At 65.7% G+C, this 18,367-nt stretch carries 19 protein-coding genes; 12 read left to right on the plus strand and 7 right to left on the minus strand.

Annotated features, from left to right (window positions below; all coding sequences use genetic code 11):
* The first annotated feature begins 45 nt into the window (after positions 1-45).
* From ACU4IU_RS09005 to ACU4IU_RS09020, 4 genes are all read left to right on the plus strand, one after another.
* Positions 46-1,191, plus strand: coding sequence for an acyl-CoA dehydrogenase family protein (locus tag ACU4IU_RS09005; RefSeq protein WP_446656497.1), 1,146 nt, complete (start codon positions 46-48; stop codon positions 1,189-1,191).
* 108 nt (positions 1,192-1,299) lie between these two features.
* A complete protein-coding gene (locus ACU4IU_RS09010; RefSeq protein ID WP_139909569.1) occupies positions 1,300-2,064 on the plus strand; it encodes an SDR family NAD(P)-dependent oxidoreductase in 765 nt (254 codons plus the stop codon).
* A 94-nt stretch (positions 2,065-2,158) separates the two neighbouring features.
* Complete coding sequence (locus ACU4IU_RS09015; protein WP_446656498.1) at positions 2,159-3,781, plus strand: AMP-binding protein; 1,623 nt, start codon at positions 2,159-2,161, stop codon at positions 3,779-3,781.
* Positions 3,771-4,406: a TetR/AcrR family transcriptional regulator gene (locus tag ACU4IU_RS09020; RefSeq protein ID WP_139467631.1), complete on the plus strand. Its 636-nt coding sequence runs from the start codon at positions 3,771-3,773 to the stop codon at positions 4,404-4,406. Before ACU4IU_RS09015 ends, ACU4IU_RS09020 begins: the two co-directional genes overlap by 11 nt.
* 205 nt (positions 4,407-4,611) lie before the next feature.
* Here the strand turns inward: ACU4IU_RS09020 and ACU4IU_RS09025 are convergent, their stop codons facing one another.
* Together ACU4IU_RS09025 and ACU4IU_RS09030 are read right to left on the minus strand one after the other, a co-directional pair.
* A complete protein-coding gene (locus ACU4IU_RS09025; protein ID WP_139467630.1) occupies positions 4,612-5,412 on the minus strand; it encodes a family 1 encapsulin nanocompartment shell protein in 801 nt (266 codons plus the stop codon).
* Positions 5,409-6,668 (minus strand): Dyp-type peroxidase, encoded by a 1,260-nt coding sequence (locus ACU4IU_RS09030; RefSeq protein ID WP_446656499.1) that lies wholly within the window; start codon positions 6,666-6,668, stop codon positions 5,409-5,411. The genes ACU4IU_RS09025 and ACU4IU_RS09030 overlap by 4 nt, the downstream gene beginning before the upstream one ends.
* A gap of 236 nt (positions 6,669-6,904) precedes the next feature.
* On the opposite strand from ACU4IU_RS09030, the gene ACU4IU_RS09035 reads away from it, so the two are divergent.
* From ACU4IU_RS09035 to ACU4IU_RS09055, 5 genes are all read left to right on the plus strand, one after another.
* The gene (locus tag ACU4IU_RS09035; protein WP_446656500.1) at positions 6,905-7,384 is read left to right on the plus strand and encodes a DUF488 domain-containing protein; all 480 of its coding nucleotides are present in this window, start codon (positions 6,905-6,907) and stop codon (positions 7,382-7,384) included.
* Positions 7,381-7,899 (plus strand): DinB family protein, encoded by a 519-nt coding sequence (locus ACU4IU_RS09040; protein ID WP_446656501.1) that lies wholly within the window; start codon positions 7,381-7,383, stop codon positions 7,897-7,899. The genes ACU4IU_RS09035 and ACU4IU_RS09040 overlap by 4 nt, the downstream gene beginning before the upstream one ends.
* 35 nt (positions 7,900-7,934) lie before the next feature.
* Entirely contained in the window at positions 7,935-8,282 is a 348-nt protein-coding gene (locus ACU4IU_RS09045; protein ID WP_139909560.1) for a VOC family protein, read from the plus strand.
* 113 nt (positions 8,283-8,395) lie between these two features.
* Positions 8,396-9,046, plus strand: a complete 651-nt coding sequence (locus ACU4IU_RS09050) for a TetR/AcrR family transcriptional regulator (RefSeq protein ID WP_446656502.1) — start codon at positions 8,396-8,398, stop codon at positions 9,044-9,046.
* The gene (locus ACU4IU_RS09055; protein ID WP_446656503.1) at positions 9,043-10,332 is read left to right on the plus strand and encodes an MFS transporter; all 1,290 of its coding nucleotides are present in this window, start codon (positions 9,043-9,045) and stop codon (positions 10,330-10,332) included. The genes ACU4IU_RS09050 and ACU4IU_RS09055 overlap by 4 nt, the downstream gene beginning before the upstream one ends.
* A gap of 52 nt (positions 10,333-10,384) precedes the next feature.
* Here the strand turns inward: ACU4IU_RS09055 and ACU4IU_RS09060 are convergent, their stop codons facing one another.
* Positions 10,385-10,879 carry a winged helix-turn-helix transcriptional regulator gene (locus ACU4IU_RS09060; protein WP_139909554.1) on the minus strand — a complete coding sequence of 165 codons (495 nt, stop codon included), beginning with the start codon at positions 10,877-10,879 and terminating at the stop codon, positions 10,385-10,387.
* A gap of 76 nt (positions 10,880-10,955) precedes the next feature.
* Here ACU4IU_RS09060 and ACU4IU_RS09065 point away from each other — a divergent pair, with 76 nt between their 5' ends.
* Complete coding sequence (locus ACU4IU_RS09065) at positions 10,956-12,338, plus strand: MFS transporter (protein WP_446656504.1); 1,383 nt, start codon at positions 10,956-10,958, stop codon at positions 12,336-12,338.
* 18 nt (positions 12,339-12,356) lie between these two features.
* Here ACU4IU_RS09065 and ACU4IU_RS09070 read toward each other — a convergent pair whose 3' ends face one another.
* The gene (locus ACU4IU_RS09070; RefSeq protein WP_446656505.1) at positions 12,357-12,734 is read right to left on the minus strand and encodes a VOC family protein; all 378 of its coding nucleotides are present in this window, start codon (positions 12,732-12,734) and stop codon (positions 12,357-12,359) included.
* A 113-nt stretch (positions 12,735-12,847) separates the two neighbouring features.
* Here ACU4IU_RS09070 and ACU4IU_RS09075 point away from each other — a divergent pair, with 113 nt between their 5' ends.
* Positions 12,848-14,221 (plus strand): aldehyde dehydrogenase family protein, encoded by a 1,374-nt coding sequence (locus tag ACU4IU_RS09075; RefSeq protein ID WP_446656506.1) that lies wholly within the window; start codon positions 12,848-12,850, stop codon positions 14,219-14,221.
* A 180-nt stretch (positions 14,222-14,401) separates the two neighbouring features.
* Here ACU4IU_RS09075 and ACU4IU_RS09080 read toward each other — a convergent pair whose 3' ends face one another.
* Positions 14,402-14,848 (minus strand): MarR family winged helix-turn-helix transcriptional regulator, encoded by a 447-nt coding sequence (locus ACU4IU_RS09080; protein ID WP_172173123.1) that lies wholly within the window; start codon positions 14,846-14,848, stop codon positions 14,402-14,404.
* 168 nt (positions 14,849-15,016) lie between these two features.
* Between ACU4IU_RS09080 and ACU4IU_RS09085 the strand changes: the two genes are divergently transcribed.
* The gene (locus tag ACU4IU_RS09085) at positions 15,017-16,231 is read left to right on the plus strand and encodes an MFS transporter (protein ID WP_446656507.1); all 1,215 of its coding nucleotides are present in this window, start codon (positions 15,017-15,019) and stop codon (positions 16,229-16,231) included.
* A 13-nt stretch (positions 16,232-16,244) separates the two neighbouring features.
* Here ACU4IU_RS09085 and ACU4IU_RS09090 read toward each other — a convergent pair whose 3' ends face one another.
* Positions 16,245-16,919 (minus strand): metal-dependent transcriptional regulator, encoded by a 675-nt coding sequence (locus ACU4IU_RS09090; protein WP_139467613.1) that lies wholly within the window; start codon positions 16,917-16,919, stop codon positions 16,245-16,247.
* A gap of 10 nt (positions 16,920-16,929) precedes the next feature.
* The gene (locus ACU4IU_RS09095; RefSeq protein ID WP_446656508.1) at positions 16,930-18,237 is read right to left on the minus strand and encodes a sodium:proton exchanger; all 1,308 of its coding nucleotides are present in this window, start codon (positions 18,235-18,237) and stop codon (positions 16,930-16,932) included.
* Positions 18,238-18,367: the final 130 nt, after the last annotated feature.

The following is an 18,367-nucleotide window of genomic DNA, read 5'->3' on the forward strand; positions in this document are numbered from 1 at the left end:
GCACAGATCCCACCCGCACAGACCCTGACAGCACAGAGGATTCCCGTGGACACGACTCTCACCCCCGATACGCAGACCCTGCTCGATGCGGCGGCCGGATTCGAGGAGCGGCTCATCAGCGAGGCCCGCGAACGCGAAGCCGCCGGCCGCATCGGTGCCGATATCACCCGGGAGATGGGCCGCGCCGGTCTCATCGCCCCCGAACTGCCGACCCACCTCGGCGGGACCGGGCTGACCAAGGTCACCGCGGGTCTCGTCACCGAGGCCATCGCCCGTGGAGACCTCACCGTCGCCTATGTCCAGGTCGTCGGATCCCTCATCGGACAGGTCATCGCCCGCAATGCCAGCACCGAGGTGGCCTCCCACTACTGCCGCCTCATCACAGCTGGTGACGAAACGGTGGCCATCGGACTCTCCGAACCGGAGGCTGGTTCGGACGCCGGAAACCCCTCGACCACGGCTCGGCGGGACGGCGACGACTGGATCGTCAACGGCACGAAGTCGATGTCGCTGGCCATGACCTCGACGGCAACGGTGATCTTCGCCCGCACCGACCCCGAGGCGGGGCGCGGAAAGGGCATCTCGGCGTTCCTCGTCGACCTCGACGCCCCCGGAGTCACCCGGAACCCCATCATCGACATGGGTCAGGCGGCCGTCGCTCGCGGCAGCGTGGACTTCACCGATGTCCGTGTGCCCGCCGACCACCTCCTCGGCGAGGTCGGTGGAGCATTCACCCAGGTCATGCAGGGATTCGACTTCTCCCGAGCTCTCATCGGACTGCAGTGCACGGGGACTGCGACGCGCGCGATCGAGGACGCCTGGGCCTACGTCAAGGGACGTGAGGCCTTCGATCAGCCGCTGTCGAAGTTCCAAGGGGTCTCCTTCCCCCTGGCCGAGGCGGAGACGAAGATGGCGGCGGCCCGACTGCTATGCCTGGACACACTGCGCCTCGGCGACGAGGGCCACCCGCACACCTCTCAGGCTGCCATGTGCAAGTGGTGGGCCCCGCTCGAGGCCTATCACGCGGTACATCAGAGCCTGCTTCTGCACGGGCAGAACGGCTACAAACAGGACCGCGACGTCGAGAAGCGACTGCGCGACGTGCTCGGCATGCAGATCGGCGACGGCACCGCCCAGATCATGAAGCTCATCATCGCCCGCAGCTCCGCCGGTCGCGAATACGCCCCCTGACCGGGAAGAACACAAACCGGTCCCACCCATAGCTTCTCCACTGGCACTCCTCTCGCACGGCTCACATTCCAACCGCAGCATCAGACACACGACTGGAAGGACACCACCATGTCAGCACCCACTCAGACCGCACCTCTGACCGATCGCATCATCATCGTCACCGGTGCCGCCTCCGGAATCGGCAAGGGAATCGCGACCCGCCTCGCCGCCGACGGCGCCACCGTCGTCGTCGCCGACCTCGACGCTCAGACGGCCGCGAACACCGCCTCGGCGCTGGGGCATGATTCGATCGGGCTCGCCGCCGATGTCACCGACCGTGCGGCCGTGGACGCCATGATCGCCGAGGTGGTCGAGCGCTTCGGACGCATCGACGTCCTCGTCAACAATGCCGGCTGGGACAAGGTCGAACCGTTCATGGAGTCGACGCCGGCGACCTGGCAGCGGGTCATCGCGATCAACCTCCTCGGCACGCTCAACTGCACGCAGTCGGCGGCCGAGCACATGATCGCAGCCGGATCGGGATCCGTCATCAGCATCGGCTCGGACGCCGGCCGGGTCGGATCGAGCGGGGAGGCCGTGTACTCGGCGGCCAAGGGCGGGATCATCTCGTTCACGAAGACCTTCGCCCGCGAGGTCGCCCGTCACGGGATCTCCGCGAACTGCGTGTGTCCCGGACCGGCCGACACGCCGCTGTTCGCTGAGATCTCCGCGGACAATCCGAAGCTGCGCACCGCACTGGAGAAGGCGATTCCGATGCGTCGGCTCGCCCAGCCCGAGGACCTCGCGAATGCCGTGGCCTTCTTCGCCCGTCCCGATTCCGCTTATGTCACCGGCCAGACACTCTCCGTCTCCGGCGGACTGACGATGGCCTGAGCATCACGGCCGTCTCCCGTCGGCGGCAGTTGTCAGCACGACTACCAGCACCACCCGAGTCACAGGCACGACACCAGAGCAAAGGAGCCCTGCTATGCCCACCCGATTCGAGACCATCCTGACCGACTCCCTCATCAAGGAATTCACCTCATCCGGGGACTGGAAGAACCAGACCCTCCTCGACCACCTCGAGCACTGGAGTGCACAACGACCTGACGCGGTCGTCACCCGCGATCCCTACGGTGCTCACACCTATGCCGAGCTCAGCTCGGATGTCGACACGTGTGCCCAGGCGCTCGTCGACCTCGGGGTCGAACCCGGCGCCGTGACCAACGGCCTCATCCCGATCTATCGGGACCGCGAGATCAGCTATATGGCCAAGAAGGCGTCGGTCTCGGTGCTCTTCGTGCCCAATCGCTTCCGGAAGTTCGACTATCCCGATATGGTCGACCGGCTGCGTCCGAACCTGCCGGAGCTGCGGCACACGATCGTCCTCGACACCCCTGGCGAGGCGACCTTCGACGGCCGGGACGGCTTCGAGAAGTGGACGGATTTCCTGGCTCGAGGGGAACGCGACTCAACGTCGGACGCTTCACGGTCGGCCGCCTCGGCGATCGAATCCATCGCTTGGGACGGCCGGCGCCCGGACCCCAATGATGTCGGACTCATCCTCTTCACCTCGGGGACGACGGGCAATCCCAAGGGTGTGATGCACACGCACAACAACGTGCTAGCGGCCTCGCTGCCGTGGCCGGATCACCTGGGCCTGGACGAGGATTCAGTCATCCACATGGCCTCGACCTTCGGCCATCTCACCGGCTACATGTACGGAGTGTGTCTGCCTCTGCTCATCGGCGGTTCGGGCGTGTTCCAGGACGTGTGGAACGGCGAGGAGTTCGCCCGTCTCGTCGCCGAGCACGGAATCCAGCACACATCGGGGGCGACTCCGTTCCTCCACGATCTGCTCGAGGTGGCGAAGTCGACGCAGCACGACCTGTCCTCCCTCAAGCACTTCTGCTGCATGGGCGCCCCGATTCCGCGCGTCATGGTCAATGAGGCGCGCACGCTGCTTCCGGAGCTCAACGTCTTCGGCGGCTGGGGACAGACGGAATGCGGGCTGGTGACGATGACGGCGCCGGGCGATTCGGAGGAGAAGGTCACGAGCACCGACGGACGAGCACTGGGCTCGATGAAGGTCCGCATCGTCGATCCCCTCGGGGAACCCGTGCCCGCGGGCGTCGAAGGAAGAATCCAGGTCACGGGCCCATTCCTGTTCGTCGGCTACCTCGATGAACCGGAGCAGACAGCAGACGCCTTCGCAGGCGTTTGGCTCGATACCGGAGACCTCGCCGAAATGGATGCCGAAGGCTTCATCCGGATCGCGGGGCGGTCGAAGGACATCATCATCCGCGGCGGCGAGAACATCCCGGTGGCCTATATCGAGAACGTTCTCTACGAACATCCCGCGGTCTCCCAGGTCGCCGTAGTCGCGGTGCCGCATCCCCGGCTGCAGGAGATCGCGTGCGCGGTCGTGACCCTCAATGAGGGCCACAGCCTGACGATGGACGAACTGCAGGAGTTCTTCGACGCGAAGGGAGTGGCCAAGCAGTACTGGCCCGAGGCCCTGCAGTGCCTCGACGAGTTCCCTCGCACGCCAAGCGGTAAGATTCAGAAGTTCAAGCTCAGAGAGGAAGTCGCCGCCGAGCATGTCAGCTGAATCCGAAGATCTCAACGCGATCGTCCGCGGTGCCCGCGCGGAATTCCGAGAGCGGCAGATCGTCGACGCCGCCGTGCGTCTGATGCAGGAGAAGGGCACTCATTCGGTGTCCATGCAGGCGATCGCGAGGTCCGGCGGGGTCAGTGTCGGACTGCTGTACAAGTACTTCTCGGACAAGGAGCAGATCGTGCTCGCCGCGATCACCCGCGTCCTCGAGGAGTTCCGTCTCCGTGTCCCCTCCGCCATCGCCGAGGCGGCCGAACCCGTGGACAAGGTCATCGCCGCGTTCACGGAGTTCTGCCGCATCGTCGGTGAGCAGAGACATGCGGTCGTGCTCACCTATCAGGTCTCCAGGGCACTGTCGAAGGACGGACTGAAGTCGATCCAGGACCAGGAGCTCGAGACCCTCCAGCCCCTCGTCGACGTCGTCACCGCCGCTGTCGAAGCAGGCGACCTGCGTGATGTCGATGCTCAGGTGCTCGGGCACGACCTCATGTCGATCGCCCATATGTGGGCGCTCAAGTACTGGTACTTCCAGCGGATCGGGCTCGACCTGGAGACCTATATCGACCGGCAGGTGCGCACGCTTGTGCTGAGCAACCTCAGCGAGGCTGCCCGCCGCTAGGCCACCTCGTGGGGAGTCATCGACTTCTGATCCAGTGATCGCAATATAACTCGATGACTGGATCAGAACTCGATGTGCAACCGTACAGAACCCGATGATTCAGGGAACAGAACCCGATGCCTAGGCAACTGCGGCCCTCTGCTGTGCAGCGCGACCTGGGGGCTGCGCCGCGACTCCGCAGGCGCAGCAGTTCACCGAGCCGGGCTCAGGGGTGCAGGGGGACGCTCGATTCGTCGGTGAGCGCGAGGAAGCCGAAGGTCTCCTGCAGGTACAGGTCGACGGTCTCGCTGTCGTGGCCGCTGTAGCCGATCGACAGGTCCTGGCCGAGGTGGAGTTCGTAGTCGCCGCCGCGGGTGGACACGAGCAGGGCACCTTCGAGCGCCGGCGCCCAGACGATCTCCCCGGCGCCGAGCTGGCGGGAGAGGTGATCGCGGATCGGGAAGCCGTGGTCGGTCGACTCGGAGACCTTCGTGTATTCAGCCTCGGACAGCAGCAGGCTGTAGGGTCCGTCGACACCGGCCGTGCGCAGGCTCGACAGCGCCTGCGCCACCGCGTCCGCATAGTCCTCCACTGCATCGGGCAGGGTCACGGCCGCGTTCGACGAGTTCGGGACGATTCCGCCGATGCCCGCGGAGTCGAGTCCGTGGAGGATGGCCCGGTCCTCGGCCAGGGCGATCGTCGTCGCTGCGTCCTTGACCGGCTGCCAGTCCGAATCGCCGGAGCCGCGTGCAACATCGTCGATGGCCTCACGCGTGACAGTGAAGGGGGCGCGCAGTTCGACGAATTCCTGCACGATGCGCTGTCGAATGTGCAGACCCGACGAATAGGACTGCACATCCTTGATATGTCCCGTGGTCACCGAGGAGGTCTCGAAACCGGTCGGCCCCTCGACGTCGACGATGCGCCGACCGGCGATATTGCGCTTGAAGGTGCGCCGAGCCTCCTCCTCGATCTCCGCCCAGGCCGGGCCGGTGATCGGGGCGAGTTCGCGATAGAGATTGTTCACTGTCGTCTCCTGTTCAGGCTGCCGATTCCCAGGCTGCCGTCCGTGGGTGCTGAGGTGTCCGAATCTGTCGGGTCGTCGCTGTCTGTCGGTTCATCAGCGACCGGATCGTCGTCCGATCCGTCGTCGATGTCCGGTCCATCGACCTTCGCCGAGGCGGCTCCGCCGATCCCGAGTCCCGCCTCGGCGAGTTCCCCATCGGGATCGTCGAGGAAATCCTGGGACGGGACGAAGAACAGCCCTCCGGTCACCGCGGTCGAGAAGTCGAGGATCCGGTCGTAGGTGCCCACCGGGTCTCCGATGAACATGTTCGTAAGCATCTGCTCGGTCGTCGTCACGTCTGCTGCATAGGCGATGAAATAAGTGCCGTACTCCGCGGAGCCGACGGATCCGAAGACCATATTGTCGCGCACGATCTCCCGGTCGTTGCCGTCCTCGTCCTCGATCGAATTGAGCACGAGGTGCGAGTTCGGTGCTTTGTCCTCCTCGGCGAATTCGACGTCGGAGAGTTTGTGCCGCCCGAAGGCCGCTTCCTGCTCCTCGACGCTGAGTGCGTCCCAGGCGGCCATGTCGTGTGTGTACTTCTGAACGATCACAAAGGTGCTGCCCGGATAGCCCGGGGCGCCATCGCCGGGAACGGCTCCCACCTCGGCTCCTGCCCCGGCGGCGGCAGCGACATCGGGTCCCGCCTCGGCGGAATCCAGGATGGCCTCCGGACCGGAATCCTGGGCGACGTCATCGGGGTGGCGGAACACGGCGTCGACGGCACCCTGGTCCTCGGGGTTCTCGGTGCCGTCGACGAAACCGAGGATGTCGCGTTCGTCGAAGTAACGGAAGCCGTGGACTTCGTCGGCTACGTCGACGGCGCCCTGCAAAGCATCGCCGATGAGTCGGGCGAGTTCGAAGCACATGTCGATGCGGCGAGCGCGGATGTGGAACAGCAGATCACCCGGGGTGGACGGTGCCGTGTGGACGTCTCCGCGCTGTTCGATGAAGGGATGGAGACCCCGGGGGCGGGGCGCGGTGAACATGCGGTCCCAGAGGTCGGCGCCGACGCCCGTGACACAGCTGAGATCGGCTTCGCGGGAGCGGAAGCCGACGGTTCGAGTCAGCCCCGCGATCTCGGACAGGAAGTCCTTGACTCTGCTCTCGAATCCGGGGCGGACCGTGAGGACGAGGAAGATCGCAGACGGCGACGGCGGGACCAGCACCCGTTGCGGACTCTTCCCATTGGGGAATGCCTGTTGCCAGACGGTCACTGCATCATCTCCTCCACTCGCGGCTTCGGCGCGGTGCACCTCGGGACACCAAGGTGACCTACGTCTCGGAGTCTACGCCTCACCAGGCGCGATTGGCCACGGTGCCCATACCGACTGTCGTTGAGAGCAGCTGTCGTCAGAAACAGCTGTCGACAAGACCGGCAGAGGCAGACGGGCACTGCCGCTGCATTCGCGTCGTAGACTCGAAGGGAAGCGAGCGAAAGGAACATCCTCCGATGTCCGGGAAGAAGAGCTCCGCCGAGAGCAGCTCACACATGGTCCGGGTCCGCCGCATCTACGACGAAGCGCAGACCTCCGATGGGCCCCGGATCCTCGTCGATCGAGTCTGGCCGCGCGGTGTGAGCAAGGACAAGGCCGAACTCGACGACTGGGTCAAGGACGTCGCGCCCTCGACCGAACTGCGCAAATGGTATTCCCACGACCCGGAGAAGTTCGACGAGTTCGCCCGCCGCTTCCGCGAGGAACTGAAGAGCGATGAAGCCGAGCAGGCCCTCGATGAACTGCGCGAGCTCGCGCAGAAGGGGACCTTGACCCTGCTCACGGCGGCCAAGCGCGATGACATCAGCCAGGCCACCGTGCTCGCCGAGATCCTCAACGACGGCAAGAAGACGAGTGGCAGGAAGGCGAGCGGCAAGACAACCGGAACCACCAAGTCCGGAAGCAAGAAGGCGAGCTCCAAAAAGGACAGCGAATGAGCGAGATCACCCCTGACACCCGCGACTGGACCGATGTCCTCGCCGCGGGCTGTTCCGACTGCGGCTTCACCGGCACCGAGGACCCGACCGGCGTCCCGACCACCCTCACCGAGGCGGCCGCCACCTGGCAGACGGTTCTGACCAGGGATGACGCTACCGAACGGCGCAGTCCGGACCGGTGGTCGGACATCGAATACGCCGCTCATATGCGCGATGTCCTCGACGAATTCCGCCGTCGCACCGAGCGCATGCTGGCCGAGACCGACCCGATCTTGGACAACTTCGACGGCGATGCGGTCGCCGTCGAATCCGACTATGCCCACGCCGATCCCGCCGAGGTGGCCCCCGCCGTGCGTACGGCCGCGGAGTCCTACGCCGGCCTCCTGTCCCAGGTCAGCGGGGAGGAATGGGAGCGTCAGGGTTTCCGCTCCGACGGTCACGCCTTCACCGTCGCCTCGCTCACGCTCTACGGACTCCACGAAATCCAGCACCACCTCGGCGACGTCGGGGCCTGAGGGCACAACCGAGACAACTGTCGAAAGGTGAAGCCATGTCATTGGAATGGGAACAGATCGTCATCGATTCGCCCGACCCATTCACGCTCGGGCGCTGGTGGGCTCGAGCGCTCGGCTGGGTGATCGTCGACGAGAACGACACGGAGATCGAGATCCGGCAGAATCCCGATCGCCTGCCGGGAATCATCGTCGGCATCGACCGGGAAGAGAAGGTCGTGAAGAACCGACTCCACCTCGATTTCCGGCCCGATGACCGTGACGCCGAGGTGGCCCGCCTCCTCGATCTCGGAGCACGCCGTGTCGATGTGGGTCAGACCGGAGACGAACCCTGGGTCGTCCTCGCCGACCCCGAAGGCAACGAATTCTGCATCCTCAACTCCTGATCGGGCCGAGAACGGCCGCAACACAGACCGAAGCCGGGCCGGAGACCAGGGCGTCGAAACCGTCACCACTGTTTTATTGGACACAGGTGTCCAAAATGCTTTAGTCTCGTCACATGGGCAGGAAGAAGAGCTTCGACGAGCAGTCCGTCATCGATGCCGCCATCGCCGTGTTCAGCGAGCACGGCTATGCGGGAACCGATGTCGGACTGGTCTGCGAACGCGCGAACATCGGCCGCTCGAGCTTCTACAACACCTTCGACAGCCTCGACGCCGTCTTCCTCCGCGCCCTGCGTGACTACACGGCCACGGGCATCCCGCTCAGGGAGGAACTCGAGCACAGCCTCGAACCCGCGCCCGTCCTGCTCATGCACCGCCTCGGCGGCGAGCTGAAGAAGCAGTGCGACGACGAGAACCGGACCGGGTGCCTATCGGCGAACACGGCGGCCGAGCTCGGCCGCGAAGTCGATGCCGTGTGCTCGATCCTCGACCCCGACCGCAACGCGTGGCTCGACACCTACTCAGGCATCATCGAGCGCGGTCAGACCGCGGGCCATATCCTCGCTGACCTCGACCCCCGAATCCATTCCCCACTCATCCACAGCGTGCTCGCCGGCCTGCGCATCGCCGCCCGCGTCATGACCACAGAGGACGTCCTCGCCCAGGCCCGAGCCTTCGTCGCCGGACTGTGCACTCCGGCCGGCAAGGCCACCCTCGAAACCGGAGGTGCTCCAGGCGCCTCGACGAAAGGCAGCCCCACCCCATGACCACTTCAACACCGCCCTCCCTGAAACCTCGGGTCCCCGGTCAGGTCTATCTGCTGGCCGCCGTGATCTTCTGCCTCGGCACCAGCGAATTCATGATCGCCGGAATCCTCGAACCCTTGAGCGCTGACCTCAGTGTGACGATCCCGCAGGCGGGCCTGCTCATCACCGGTTTCGCCATCGGCATGATCGTCGGGGCACCGGCCATGACGCTGCTGACGCTGACCCTGCCCAGGCGGGCGACGATGATCGTCATGATCATCGGCTTCTCCGCCCTCCACATCCTTGCGGCGCTGTCACCGAGCTACGGACTGCTCATGGTCTCAAGGGTGCTGTCGGCCTTCGCCTGCGGCGGGTTCTGGGCCGTTGCCGCCGTCCACACCTCGGCCATCGCTCCCGCCGCCGTGCAGGGCCGCGCACTCGCCAGCCTCGTCGGCGGACTCACCGTGGCCAACCTCGTCGGAGTGCCGATGGGAACATGGATCGGCACCCAGTTCGGGTGGCGATCGACTTTCTGGGCGGTCGCCCTCGTCACCGCCCTGGCCGCCGTTCTCATCGCCGTGACCACCCGGTCGAGCGCGAAGTCCACCGACCCATCGAAGTCCACCGACCCAGACGAAGCAGAATCGCCTGCTCCCGCCGAGGCGGCCCCCAGCCTGCGTACGCTGCTGCGTGCCGAGATCGCGGCGTTCAAGGGACCCCGAATCTGGTTGGCCCTGGGCACGACGGCGCTGTTCCAGGCTTCGGTGTTCGCGTCCTTCTCCTACTTCTCCCCGCTCCTCACTCGGGTGGCCGGCCTGTCCGCGGACCTCGTTCCCGCAGTCCTCGCTGCCTTCGGCGTCGGTGCCTTCGTCGGTGTCGTCGTCGGCGGGCGCTTGGCCGACAGGAATATCTTCGGCAATATCGTCGGCAGCCTCACGGCTTTGGCGCTCAGCCTCGGCGCCCTGTGGCTGGTCGCGGACAATGCGATCCTTGCCGTCATCATGATCGTCCTCGTCGGCGCCAGCGGTTTCTCGATCGCCGGGGCGCTCAATGCCCGCGTCTTCCAGATCGCGACTCAGGCGCCGACCCTGGCCGCCAGCGTCAACACTTCGGCCTTCAACGTCGGCAATGCGGTGGGACCGGCCGTCGGCGCCTGGGTCATCGCCGCCGGGTTCGGCTTCCCCTCCACGGTCATCGCCGCCATCGTCCTCGCGCTCGCTGCACTCGTCGTGGTGGCCGTGGCGATCCGCGTCGAACGGACGTGGGCACGGCGATCAGAGCCCATCCTCGCCGAGGCGGCCTGCTAGTCCCAGCAGACCGTGCAGCTTGTCCCAGCGGACCGTACAGTCCGGTCAGTGCTCAGCTCAGAGTCCCAGCCGGCTGCAGCCGTTCGCGCGCGTCCTTCCATGGCTTGACCCAGGTCATCTGTTCGGGAACCAGAGTCTCGCCGCAGGCGCTGCACACCTCGCCCTGAGTCGTCTCCTGCCCGCAGGCTTCGTGGATGAGTCCCATATGGCCTCCGCCGGCAGGCAGTTCGGTGTGTTTCTCTGCCCACAGCGACAGCTGCTGCAGGATCGGCAGCAGATCGGCCGCGGCCTCGGTGGCCGCATAGCCCTGCCGGATCCGGGCCCCATCGGCGTAGTCGACCTTCGTCAGCAGCCCGGCCTCGATCATCCCGGACAACCGCCGGCTGAGCACGGCTTCGGAGATTCCGAGATTCTCACGCAGCTGATCGAAACGCCCCCGACCATGGAGGACGTCGCGGACGATGAGCAGCACCCACGGATCGCCGAGCACGTCGAGGGACCGCTTCACCGGACAGAACTCCTGCGACCAATCCGAACGCAAAGCCATCTCGACTACCTTTCTTCGACGAAGTCTGCTTATACTTCCTCCAGTATAACTTCTTTGAAGAAAGTTCGAGGGATCGATGTCGACCACTCCACCCGCGCAGCGGCGACACCGCCGCATCCACCCCGCCTGGTGGGTCGCTGCCGTCGCCTTCATCGCCCTGCTCGCCGCCGCCGGATTCCGGGCTGCTCCCGGAGCACTCATGGTCCCGCTCCATGCGGACTTCGGGTGGTCGATGAGCAGCATGTCCCTGGCCGTGAGCGTCAACCTGCTGCTCTACGGACTCACGGCCCCCTTTGCCGCGGCACTCATGGATCGCTTCGGCATCCGCCAGGTCGTGGCCGCGGCTCTGGCTCTCGTCGCCCTCGGCGCCGGAGGCAGCGTGCTCATGACCGCGTCGTGGCAGCTGCTCATATTCTGGGGAGTGCTCATCGGGCTGGGCACTGGTTCGATGGCCCTTGTCTTCGCTGCCACCATCGCCGATCGCTGGTTCGTCGCCCGCCGCGGGCTGGTCATGGGCATCCTCACCGCCGGATCGGCCACCGGTCAGCTGATCTTCCTGCCGCCGGTCGCGACGATCGCCGAGTCCACGGGGTGGAAGCCGGCATCCCTGCTCATCGGCATCGCGGCGATGGCCGCCGTGCCGCTGGTCTGGTTCGTCCTCCGCGATCATCCCACTGACCTGGGCGTCCTGCCCTACGGTGCGGCTGATGCGAGCACGGATCGCCCGACCGACTTCAACGACGAGACCGAGCCTGAGGGCGACACCACGACCACGGCGGAGTCCGCCCCGACCACGCCCGCCGAACGCCGCGGCACCGGTGCCGCCCGACGCGCCTTCGCAGGTCTCTTCTTCGCCGCCCGTCATCGCTCGTTCTGGGCTCTGGCCATCGCCTTCGCGATCTGCGGCGCGACGACGAACGGACTCATCGGCATCCACTTCATCCCCTCGGCCCACGACCATGGGATGCCCGCGTCGACGGCGGCCGGCCTGCTCGCGGTCGTCGGGATCTTCGACATCGTGGGCACCGTGTTCTCCGGTTGGCTGACCGACAAATTCGATCCCCGGATCCTCCTCGTCGCGTACTACACGTTCCGCGGGGTCGGCCTGCTGCTTCTGCCCTGGCTGCTCTCGGACACGATCCACCCGAGCATGCTCCTCTTCATCGTCGTCTACGGCCTCGACTGGGTCGCGACGGTCCCGCCGACGGCCGCTCTGTGCCGGGAGATCTTCGGTGACAACGGCACCATCGTCTTCGGCTGGGTCTTCGCCGCCCATCAGATCGGGGCCGCCGCCGCTGCCTTCGCCGCCGGAGCCGTCCGTGACGCCTTCGGTGAGTACACCTACGCCTGGTGGGGTGGGGCGGCCATGTGCGTCATCGCCGCGGTCCTGTCGTTCGCGGTCCGCCGCCGTCTCGTCAGTGATCGCAGGGAACCCACCACCGCCGAGGCGGCCGCGTAGTCCCAGCTCGACCGAGGTTCAGTCCTGTTCCTCCGGTCCCCACAGCTCGATCCGATTCCCTTCGGGATCGGTCACCCAACCGAAGCGTCCGATTCCGTCCATCTGCTGGGTCTCGTCGTCCACCTCGGCGCCGGCAAAGCGGAGCTGCGCGATCATCGCGTCGAGGTCGGCGACACGGAAGTTCAGCATCGTCTGCTGCCGGTCCTGACCTTCCGGTCGCGTCCCGAAGTAGTCGGTGTCGGCCTCGAAGAGTCCGATCACGGTCGGTCCGGCCGGCTGCTGCCACAGCCCGTGATCACCGAAGTCGACGCCGAGGACGTCGCGGTACCAGGCCGTCATCGCCTCGGGGTCGGCTGCCCGCAGGAAGTATCCGCCGATTCCATTCACTCTCTCCATGTCCGAATCCTATGCCCGATCCCAATCCCAGGGATGGACTCAAGTGTCGCGGAATGTCGGGAGACTGTAGTTTGTTACAGGGCACAGATCGTCAACCCGTGAAAGGACGTTCCATGAGCAAGTTCGCTGTCACCAATGCCAACACCGGCGAAGTCGAGGAGGAGTTCGCCTCGGTTCCCAAAGAGGAGATTCCCGCCTACATCGATCGTGCCCACGAGGCACATCTGGCGTGGAAGGAGACGCCGCTGCATGAGCGCGCGGCGATCCTGCGCAAGTTCGCCGATCTCGTCGATGAGAATGCCGATGAGATGACCGACATCATCGGTCGTGAGATGGGCAAGATCAAGAAGCAGGGCCTCGGCGAGGTCGACAAGGTCGCCCGCACCGCCCGCTGGATGGCCGACAACGCCGCCACCCATCTGTCCACGACCCACCTGGCCGCCGCCGGCGCGGCCAGCAGCTATGTCGAGCACCAGCCGCTGGGCGTGCTGCTGGGCATCATGCCGTGGAACTTCCCGTACAACCAGATCGCCCGCTTCGTGCTGCCCAACCTCATGGTCGGCAACACGATCATCATGAAGCAGGCGTCGATCTGCCCGAAGTCCTCGCAGTACTTCGAGGACCTCCTCACCGAGGCGGGACTGCCGAAGGGCGTGTACCAGAACATCTACCTCGATTCCTCCCACGCCGAGGAGGTCCTCAAGGACTTCCGCGTCAAGGGCTTCTCGCTCACCGGTTCCGAGGGTGCCGGTGCATCGGTGGCCGCGATCGCCGCGAAGTACTACAAGCGCGCGGTCCTCGAGCTCGGCGGAAACGACCCGGCCGTCGTCCTCGACTCGAAGGACGTCTCCTCGGTGGCGCAGAAGCTCGTCGGGATTCGTCTGGCGAACGCCGGCCAGGTCTGCACCTCGCCGAAGCGCATGATCGTCGTCGATGAGCTCTACGACGAATTCGTCGCCGAGGCGGTCAAGGCCGCCGAAGCCATGAAGATCTCCGACTTCGACGACCCCGAGGTCGGCATGGGACCCGTGTCCTCCGAAGGTGCTCGCGACGAGATCATCGAGATGATCGAGAAGGCCGTAGCCGATGGTGCGACCCTGCACACCGGCGGCAAGAAGCTCGACCGCCCCGGCTGGTTCATTTCCCCGGCCGTGCTCACGGACATCGACCCGCACTCGGACCTCGGATGCAACGAGCTCTTCGGACCGGCCGTGATGATCTACCGTGCCAAGGACGAAGAGGATGCTCTGCGTCTGGCCAATGATTCCGAGTACGGCCTCATGTCCTCGGTGTGGACCGACGATCTGGAGAAGGGGCAGGAGTTCGGCAAGAAGATCAACGCCGGCATGACGCTGATCAACAGCCACATGGAGTCCGGACCGGAATACCCCTTCGGCGGCATCAACCGCTCCGGCTACGGACGTGAGAACGCTCAGTGGGCGTTCCAGGCGTTCACCAACGAACACCTCATCCGCGTCCACGCCTGATCAGTCGCACCTGTTCTCAGGTGGAACTGATCGGCTGAGTCCTGTGCCCTAGTGCAGGATCACCATCGCCGAGGCGGTCGAAAAGGCCCGATCGACAGCGAATTTCCGCTGTCGATCGGGCCTTTTCCTTTGGGCCAGCTCTGCCTCTGCGGTCAGAGTGAGTCAACTCAGGATGCAACTTCAGACGACCGACTCGGCATAGAGCGCCGAGACCAGAGGCGCGAGCTCCGGCGTCTCACGAGCTTCGGCGAGAGCGGATTCGAGCACACTGTCATGCGTCGGATGGGCTTCGGCGAGCAGCGTCTCACCGGCAGGGGTGAGTTCGGTGTAGATGCCGCGACGGTCGTCGGCACAGAGCACACGAGTGAGCAGCCCGCGGTCCTCGAGGCGAGTGACCAGCCGCGTCGTCGCGCTCGATGACAAGGCGGCGGCGCGGGCGAGCTGCCGCATGCGCATATGCCAGCCGTCCTGCCGGCTCAGCGCATCGAGGACGGTGAATTCGACCACGGAGAGGTCGTGCTCGCGCTGGAGACTGCGTTCGAGCTCGACCTCGATGAGTCCGTGCAGAGCAGCGAGCGTGCGCCAGCCCTTGGCCCGGATCTCCACCGCGTCGTCCCTGATGCCCACGTCATTCTCCTTGTTCTCGACGTCTCTCAAGGATACACCACTTGCGCGGATAAGACGCGTGTGCAACTATATTCATTGCGTCTGCAACTACTGCACACGCGCTCTATTGCACACGCACGTGATTTCGCGACCGCGGAATCCGCTCCCCACCGAAAGGTCTGCACCACCATGCCGCTCGCACTGCTCGCTCTCGCCATCGGCGGGTTCGGAATCGGACTCACCGAGTTCGTCATCATGGGCCTTCTGCCCGAGGTGGCCGCAGATTTCGCGGTCTCCGAGACCGTCGCAGGCTACCTCATCTCCGGCTATGCCCTGGCCGTCGCCATCGGAGCCATCGCGATCACCGTGGCGCTGAGCCGGGTCCACCGGAAGACCGCTCTCATCGGCCTCATGGTCCTCTTCATCGTCGGCAACGGACTCTCGGCTCTCGCCCCGAGCTACGAGATGATGATGCTCGGTCGCATCGTCGCAGCACTCTGCCACGGCGCCTTCTTCGGCATCGGCGCGGTCGTAGCCGCTTCCCTGGTGCCTGCGAACCGCCAGGCCGCCGCGATCTCCATGATGTTCGCGGGCCTGACCACCGCAAACGTCCTCGGAGTCCCCTTGGGCACCTTCCTCGGCCAGGCCGCCGGATGGCGGTCGACCTTCTGGACCATCGCGGTCATCGGCATCATCGCCCTCATCGGCATAGCCGTCCTCGTCCCCTCGATTCCGGCACGATCGGACGCGGCCTCGGGCATCCTCGGCGAATTCCGCATCTTCGCCTCCGGTCAGGTGTGGGCGTCGATCCTCATCACGATCCTCGGCTACGGGGGCATGTTCGGAGCCTTCAGCTATATGGCGTTCACGCTCACCGGAGTGACCGGCTTCTCCAGCGCCGCCGTCCCATGGCTGCTCGTCCTCTTCGGAGTCGGCCTCTTCATCGGCAACATCCTCGGCGGTCGGGCGGCCGATAAGAACCTCGGGGCGACCCTGCTCACCCTGCTCATCGGTCTCGTCGTCATCCTCGCCGTGTTCTCTCTGATCGCCGAGAACAAGGTCGCCACGATCATCGCGCTGGTGTTCATGGGCGGGTTCGGCTTCGCCACGGTTCCGGCCATGCAGATGCGCATCATGCGCCACTCGGGCGACGCGCAGACTCTCGGGTCGGGAGCGAACATCGCGGCCTTCAACGTCGGCAATGCCTTCGGGGCGTGGGTCGGCGGACTGACCATCGCCTCGGGCCTCGGCTATACCTCACCGCTGTGGGCGGGTGCGCTCGTCACCGTCGGCGGGCTCATCACCCTCCTCATCGCCGGACGCGCGCGGGGAGGGGAATTGCGCCAGAAGGCAGTAAACACCGAGGCCACCGCGGATCCCGAGTGGGAATCGCAGTCGGTCTGAGGCTCTGTCTGCCTCAGCCGAGGCCGGGACCGACGCGGATCGCGTCGGCGGCGTCGAGGGCGAGTTCGATGTTCTCGTCGCCGACTCTGACCGCGATCGCCGAGGCGGCCGAGCTGATCGATCTCACCTGCAGCTTCGTGCCGATGACGATTCCACGATCGGTGAGGTAACGCAGCAGTTCAGGCGACCGGTCGGAGACGCGCACGACCTCGACCTCGACGCCCGGGGCGGTCTCCTGCAGCCGCCGGCTCGGGAAATCGGCTGTGTGCCCGTCGGCATCGGGAATCGGATCGCCGTGCGGATCACGCTGCGGGCTTCCCAACGCTGCGTTCATCCGTTCGAGCACGAGATCGGAGACGGCATGTTCGAGTCGATCCGCTTCGTCATGGACCTGATCCCAGGTCAGCCCCAGAGCCTCGACGAGGTAGGACTCGACGATGCGATGGCGTCTGACGATCTCGACGGCGATCTGCCGGCCCACATCGGTGAGCACGATCTGCCCGTAGGGTTCGTAGTCGATGTAGCCGTCGCGAGCGAGCTTCTTGAGGTTCGCGGATACCGTCGAGGCGGTCACTCCCAGCTGTTCGGCCATCTCGGTGGTGGCGGGGCGACCGCCCGGCCATTCGTAGGCCTTCCAGATGAGGGTGACATAGTCCTCGACCATGCGAGTGACAGAGGGGCGCGGCATGATCGTCATTCTACGCGCGGGTACCGGTCGACTTCGGGTCGGCGGACATTGTGACGGGCGGTTCGCGCTCCGGATCGGCCGCCTCGGCGGGGTCTACACCGTCGTCACTGCGCTGCGGTTTGCGGAACGGGGCAGCGAGCGTGGGGAGGATGTCACTGCGGTGGAGGATGAGGAAGACGATCGCCAGCACCGCTTGGATCGCGGAGAGGACATAGCGGCCGGAGGTGTCCGTGACGAAGAACTGCACCCCGAAGAGCGCGGCGAGTCCCAGCGCTGGTGCCCAGTGGAAGCGCAGGGCCAAGATGATCGCCACACCGAGGAGGGTCTGCGTGGCCGTGAGCGTGAACTCCTCGATCTGCCGCCCGTCCAGAGGCAGCCCGAGACCACCCCCACCCGCGAAATGCGCGATCGGCAGGGAGCCGACGAGCAGGCTCCATTGGTTGACCTTCGAGGCGATGAGTGTGCCGATGGCGGCCCCGCCCATGCCGCGCAGGGCGAACATTGCGGCGATGATGAACTCGGGGGCCTCCGAGGCCAGCGGGGCCAGCCACTGGACGAGGAAGTAGCTGTCGATGCCCAACGCCGAACCCGAGGCCACGAGCGCCTCGGCGAATGGTTCGGCAGACAGCAGGATGATCGCTGCCGAGACGACGAACATCGTCACCACCGTGATCCGACGGGCCTTCTGCGGCATGGCGACGATGAGAGCCGCGGCGCCGACGAACTCCTCTTCGTCATCGCCGGCGGCCTGCCCGGCCCGCCACAGATAAGCGACGAAGATGAGCACGAGGGCTGAGCCGAACCAGATGGGGATGCTGCCGAGCAGCGGAATGGCGAAGGCGATCACACCGAGGATGACGAGGAAGCCGATGTCCATCCGGCTGCCCGAGTCGATGTGCAGGGAATGCTGGATGGGGGACTTCGTCCGCTTGGCCATGCGGCGGGCGACGAGGAGGGCGATGATGACGACGAGCGGCCACCCGAAGCCGAGCAGCAGTCGGTTCGATCCGGTCATATTCGCCGCCGCGAAGTGCAGGTAATCCGGATCCGTTCCGGAGCGGAACGCGTAGTAGAGGTCCACGGCGTATTCCGGGAGGACCGCGATGAGGGCGAGCAGGGCGATCGCGAGAGCACCCGAGATGTCCTTCTGCGCCGCCTCGGCGGCCCAGGCCAAGAGGAAGGCGGCCGCGACGATGGCGGCGCCGAACGCGAGGAGCTCGAGAACCGGGGCGAGTTCGATGCCGGTGATGCGCAGCACCACGGCGGGTGCGGCGATGACGAGGCAGATCGCGATACGGCGGATGATTGCGGTGGGCATATCTCAAGACTTCCCGCCGCGAATCGGGTGTGTCTACGCACAACTGAGACTTAGACGCCTCCAACAATTCCGGCAGGCCCCGGGATCCGCTTGTTTCTGGGGATCACACGGCCCGCTGAGATGAAGTCGT

The organism is Brevibacterium sp. CSND-B09, assembly GCF_052906525.1.

Excerpts from the sequence above, each read along its gene's own strand:
- ACU4IU_RS09010 (WP_139909569.1), top strand. The coding sequence starts at position 1,300 with ATGTCAGCACCCACTCAGACCGCACCTCTGACCGATCGCATCATCATC.
- ACU4IU_RS09015 (WP_446656498.1), top strand. The coding sequence starts at position 2,159 with ATGCCCACCCGATTCGAGACCATCCTGACCGACTCCCTCATCAAGGAA.
- ACU4IU_RS09020 (WP_139467631.1), top strand. The coding sequence starts at position 3,771 with ATGTCAGCTGAATCCGAAGATCTCAACGCGATCGTCCGCGGTGCCCGC.
- ACU4IU_RS09035 (WP_446656500.1), top strand. The coding sequence starts at position 6,905 with ATGTCCGGGAAGAAGAGCTCCGCCGAGAGCAGCTCACACATGGTCCGG.
- ACU4IU_RS09040 (WP_446656501.1), top strand. The coding sequence starts at position 7,381 with ATGAGCGAGATCACCCCTGACACCCGCGACTGGACCGATGTCCTCGCC.
- ACU4IU_RS09045 (WP_139909560.1), top strand. The coding sequence starts at position 7,935 with ATGTCATTGGAATGGGAACAGATCGTCATCGATTCGCCCGACCCATTC.
- ACU4IU_RS09050 (WP_446656502.1), top strand. The coding sequence starts at position 8,396 with ATGGGCAGGAAGAAGAGCTTCGACGAGCAGTCCGTCATCGATGCCGCC.
- ACU4IU_RS09055 (WP_446656503.1), top strand. The coding sequence starts at position 9,043 with ATGACCACTTCAACACCGCCCTCCCTGAAACCTCGGGTCCCCGGTCAG.
- ACU4IU_RS09060 (WP_139909554.1), bottom strand. The coding sequence starts at position 10,879 with ATGGCTTTGCGTTCGGATTGGTCGCAGGAGTTCTGTCCGGTGAAGCGG.
- ACU4IU_RS09065 (WP_446656504.1), top strand. The coding sequence starts at position 10,956 with ATGTCGACCACTCCACCCGCGCAGCGGCGACACCGCCGCATCCACCCC.
- ACU4IU_RS09070 (WP_446656505.1), bottom strand. The coding sequence starts at position 12,734 with ATGGAGAGAGTGAATGGAATCGGCGGATACTTCCTGCGGGCAGCCGAC.
- ACU4IU_RS09075 (WP_446656506.1), top strand. The coding sequence starts at position 12,848 with ATGAGCAAGTTCGCTGTCACCAATGCCAACACCGGCGAAGTCGAGGAG.
- ACU4IU_RS09085 (WP_446656507.1), top strand. The coding sequence starts at position 15,017 with ATGCCGCTCGCACTGCTCGCTCTCGCCATCGGCGGGTTCGGAATCGGA.
- ACU4IU_RS09090 (WP_139467613.1), bottom strand. The coding sequence starts at position 16,919 with ATGCCGCGCCCCTCTGTCACTCGCATGGTCGAGGACTATGTCACCCTC.
- ACU4IU_RS09095 (WP_446656508.1), bottom strand. The coding sequence starts at position 18,237 with ATGCCCACCGCAATCATCCGCCGTATCGCGATCTGCCTCGTCATCGCC.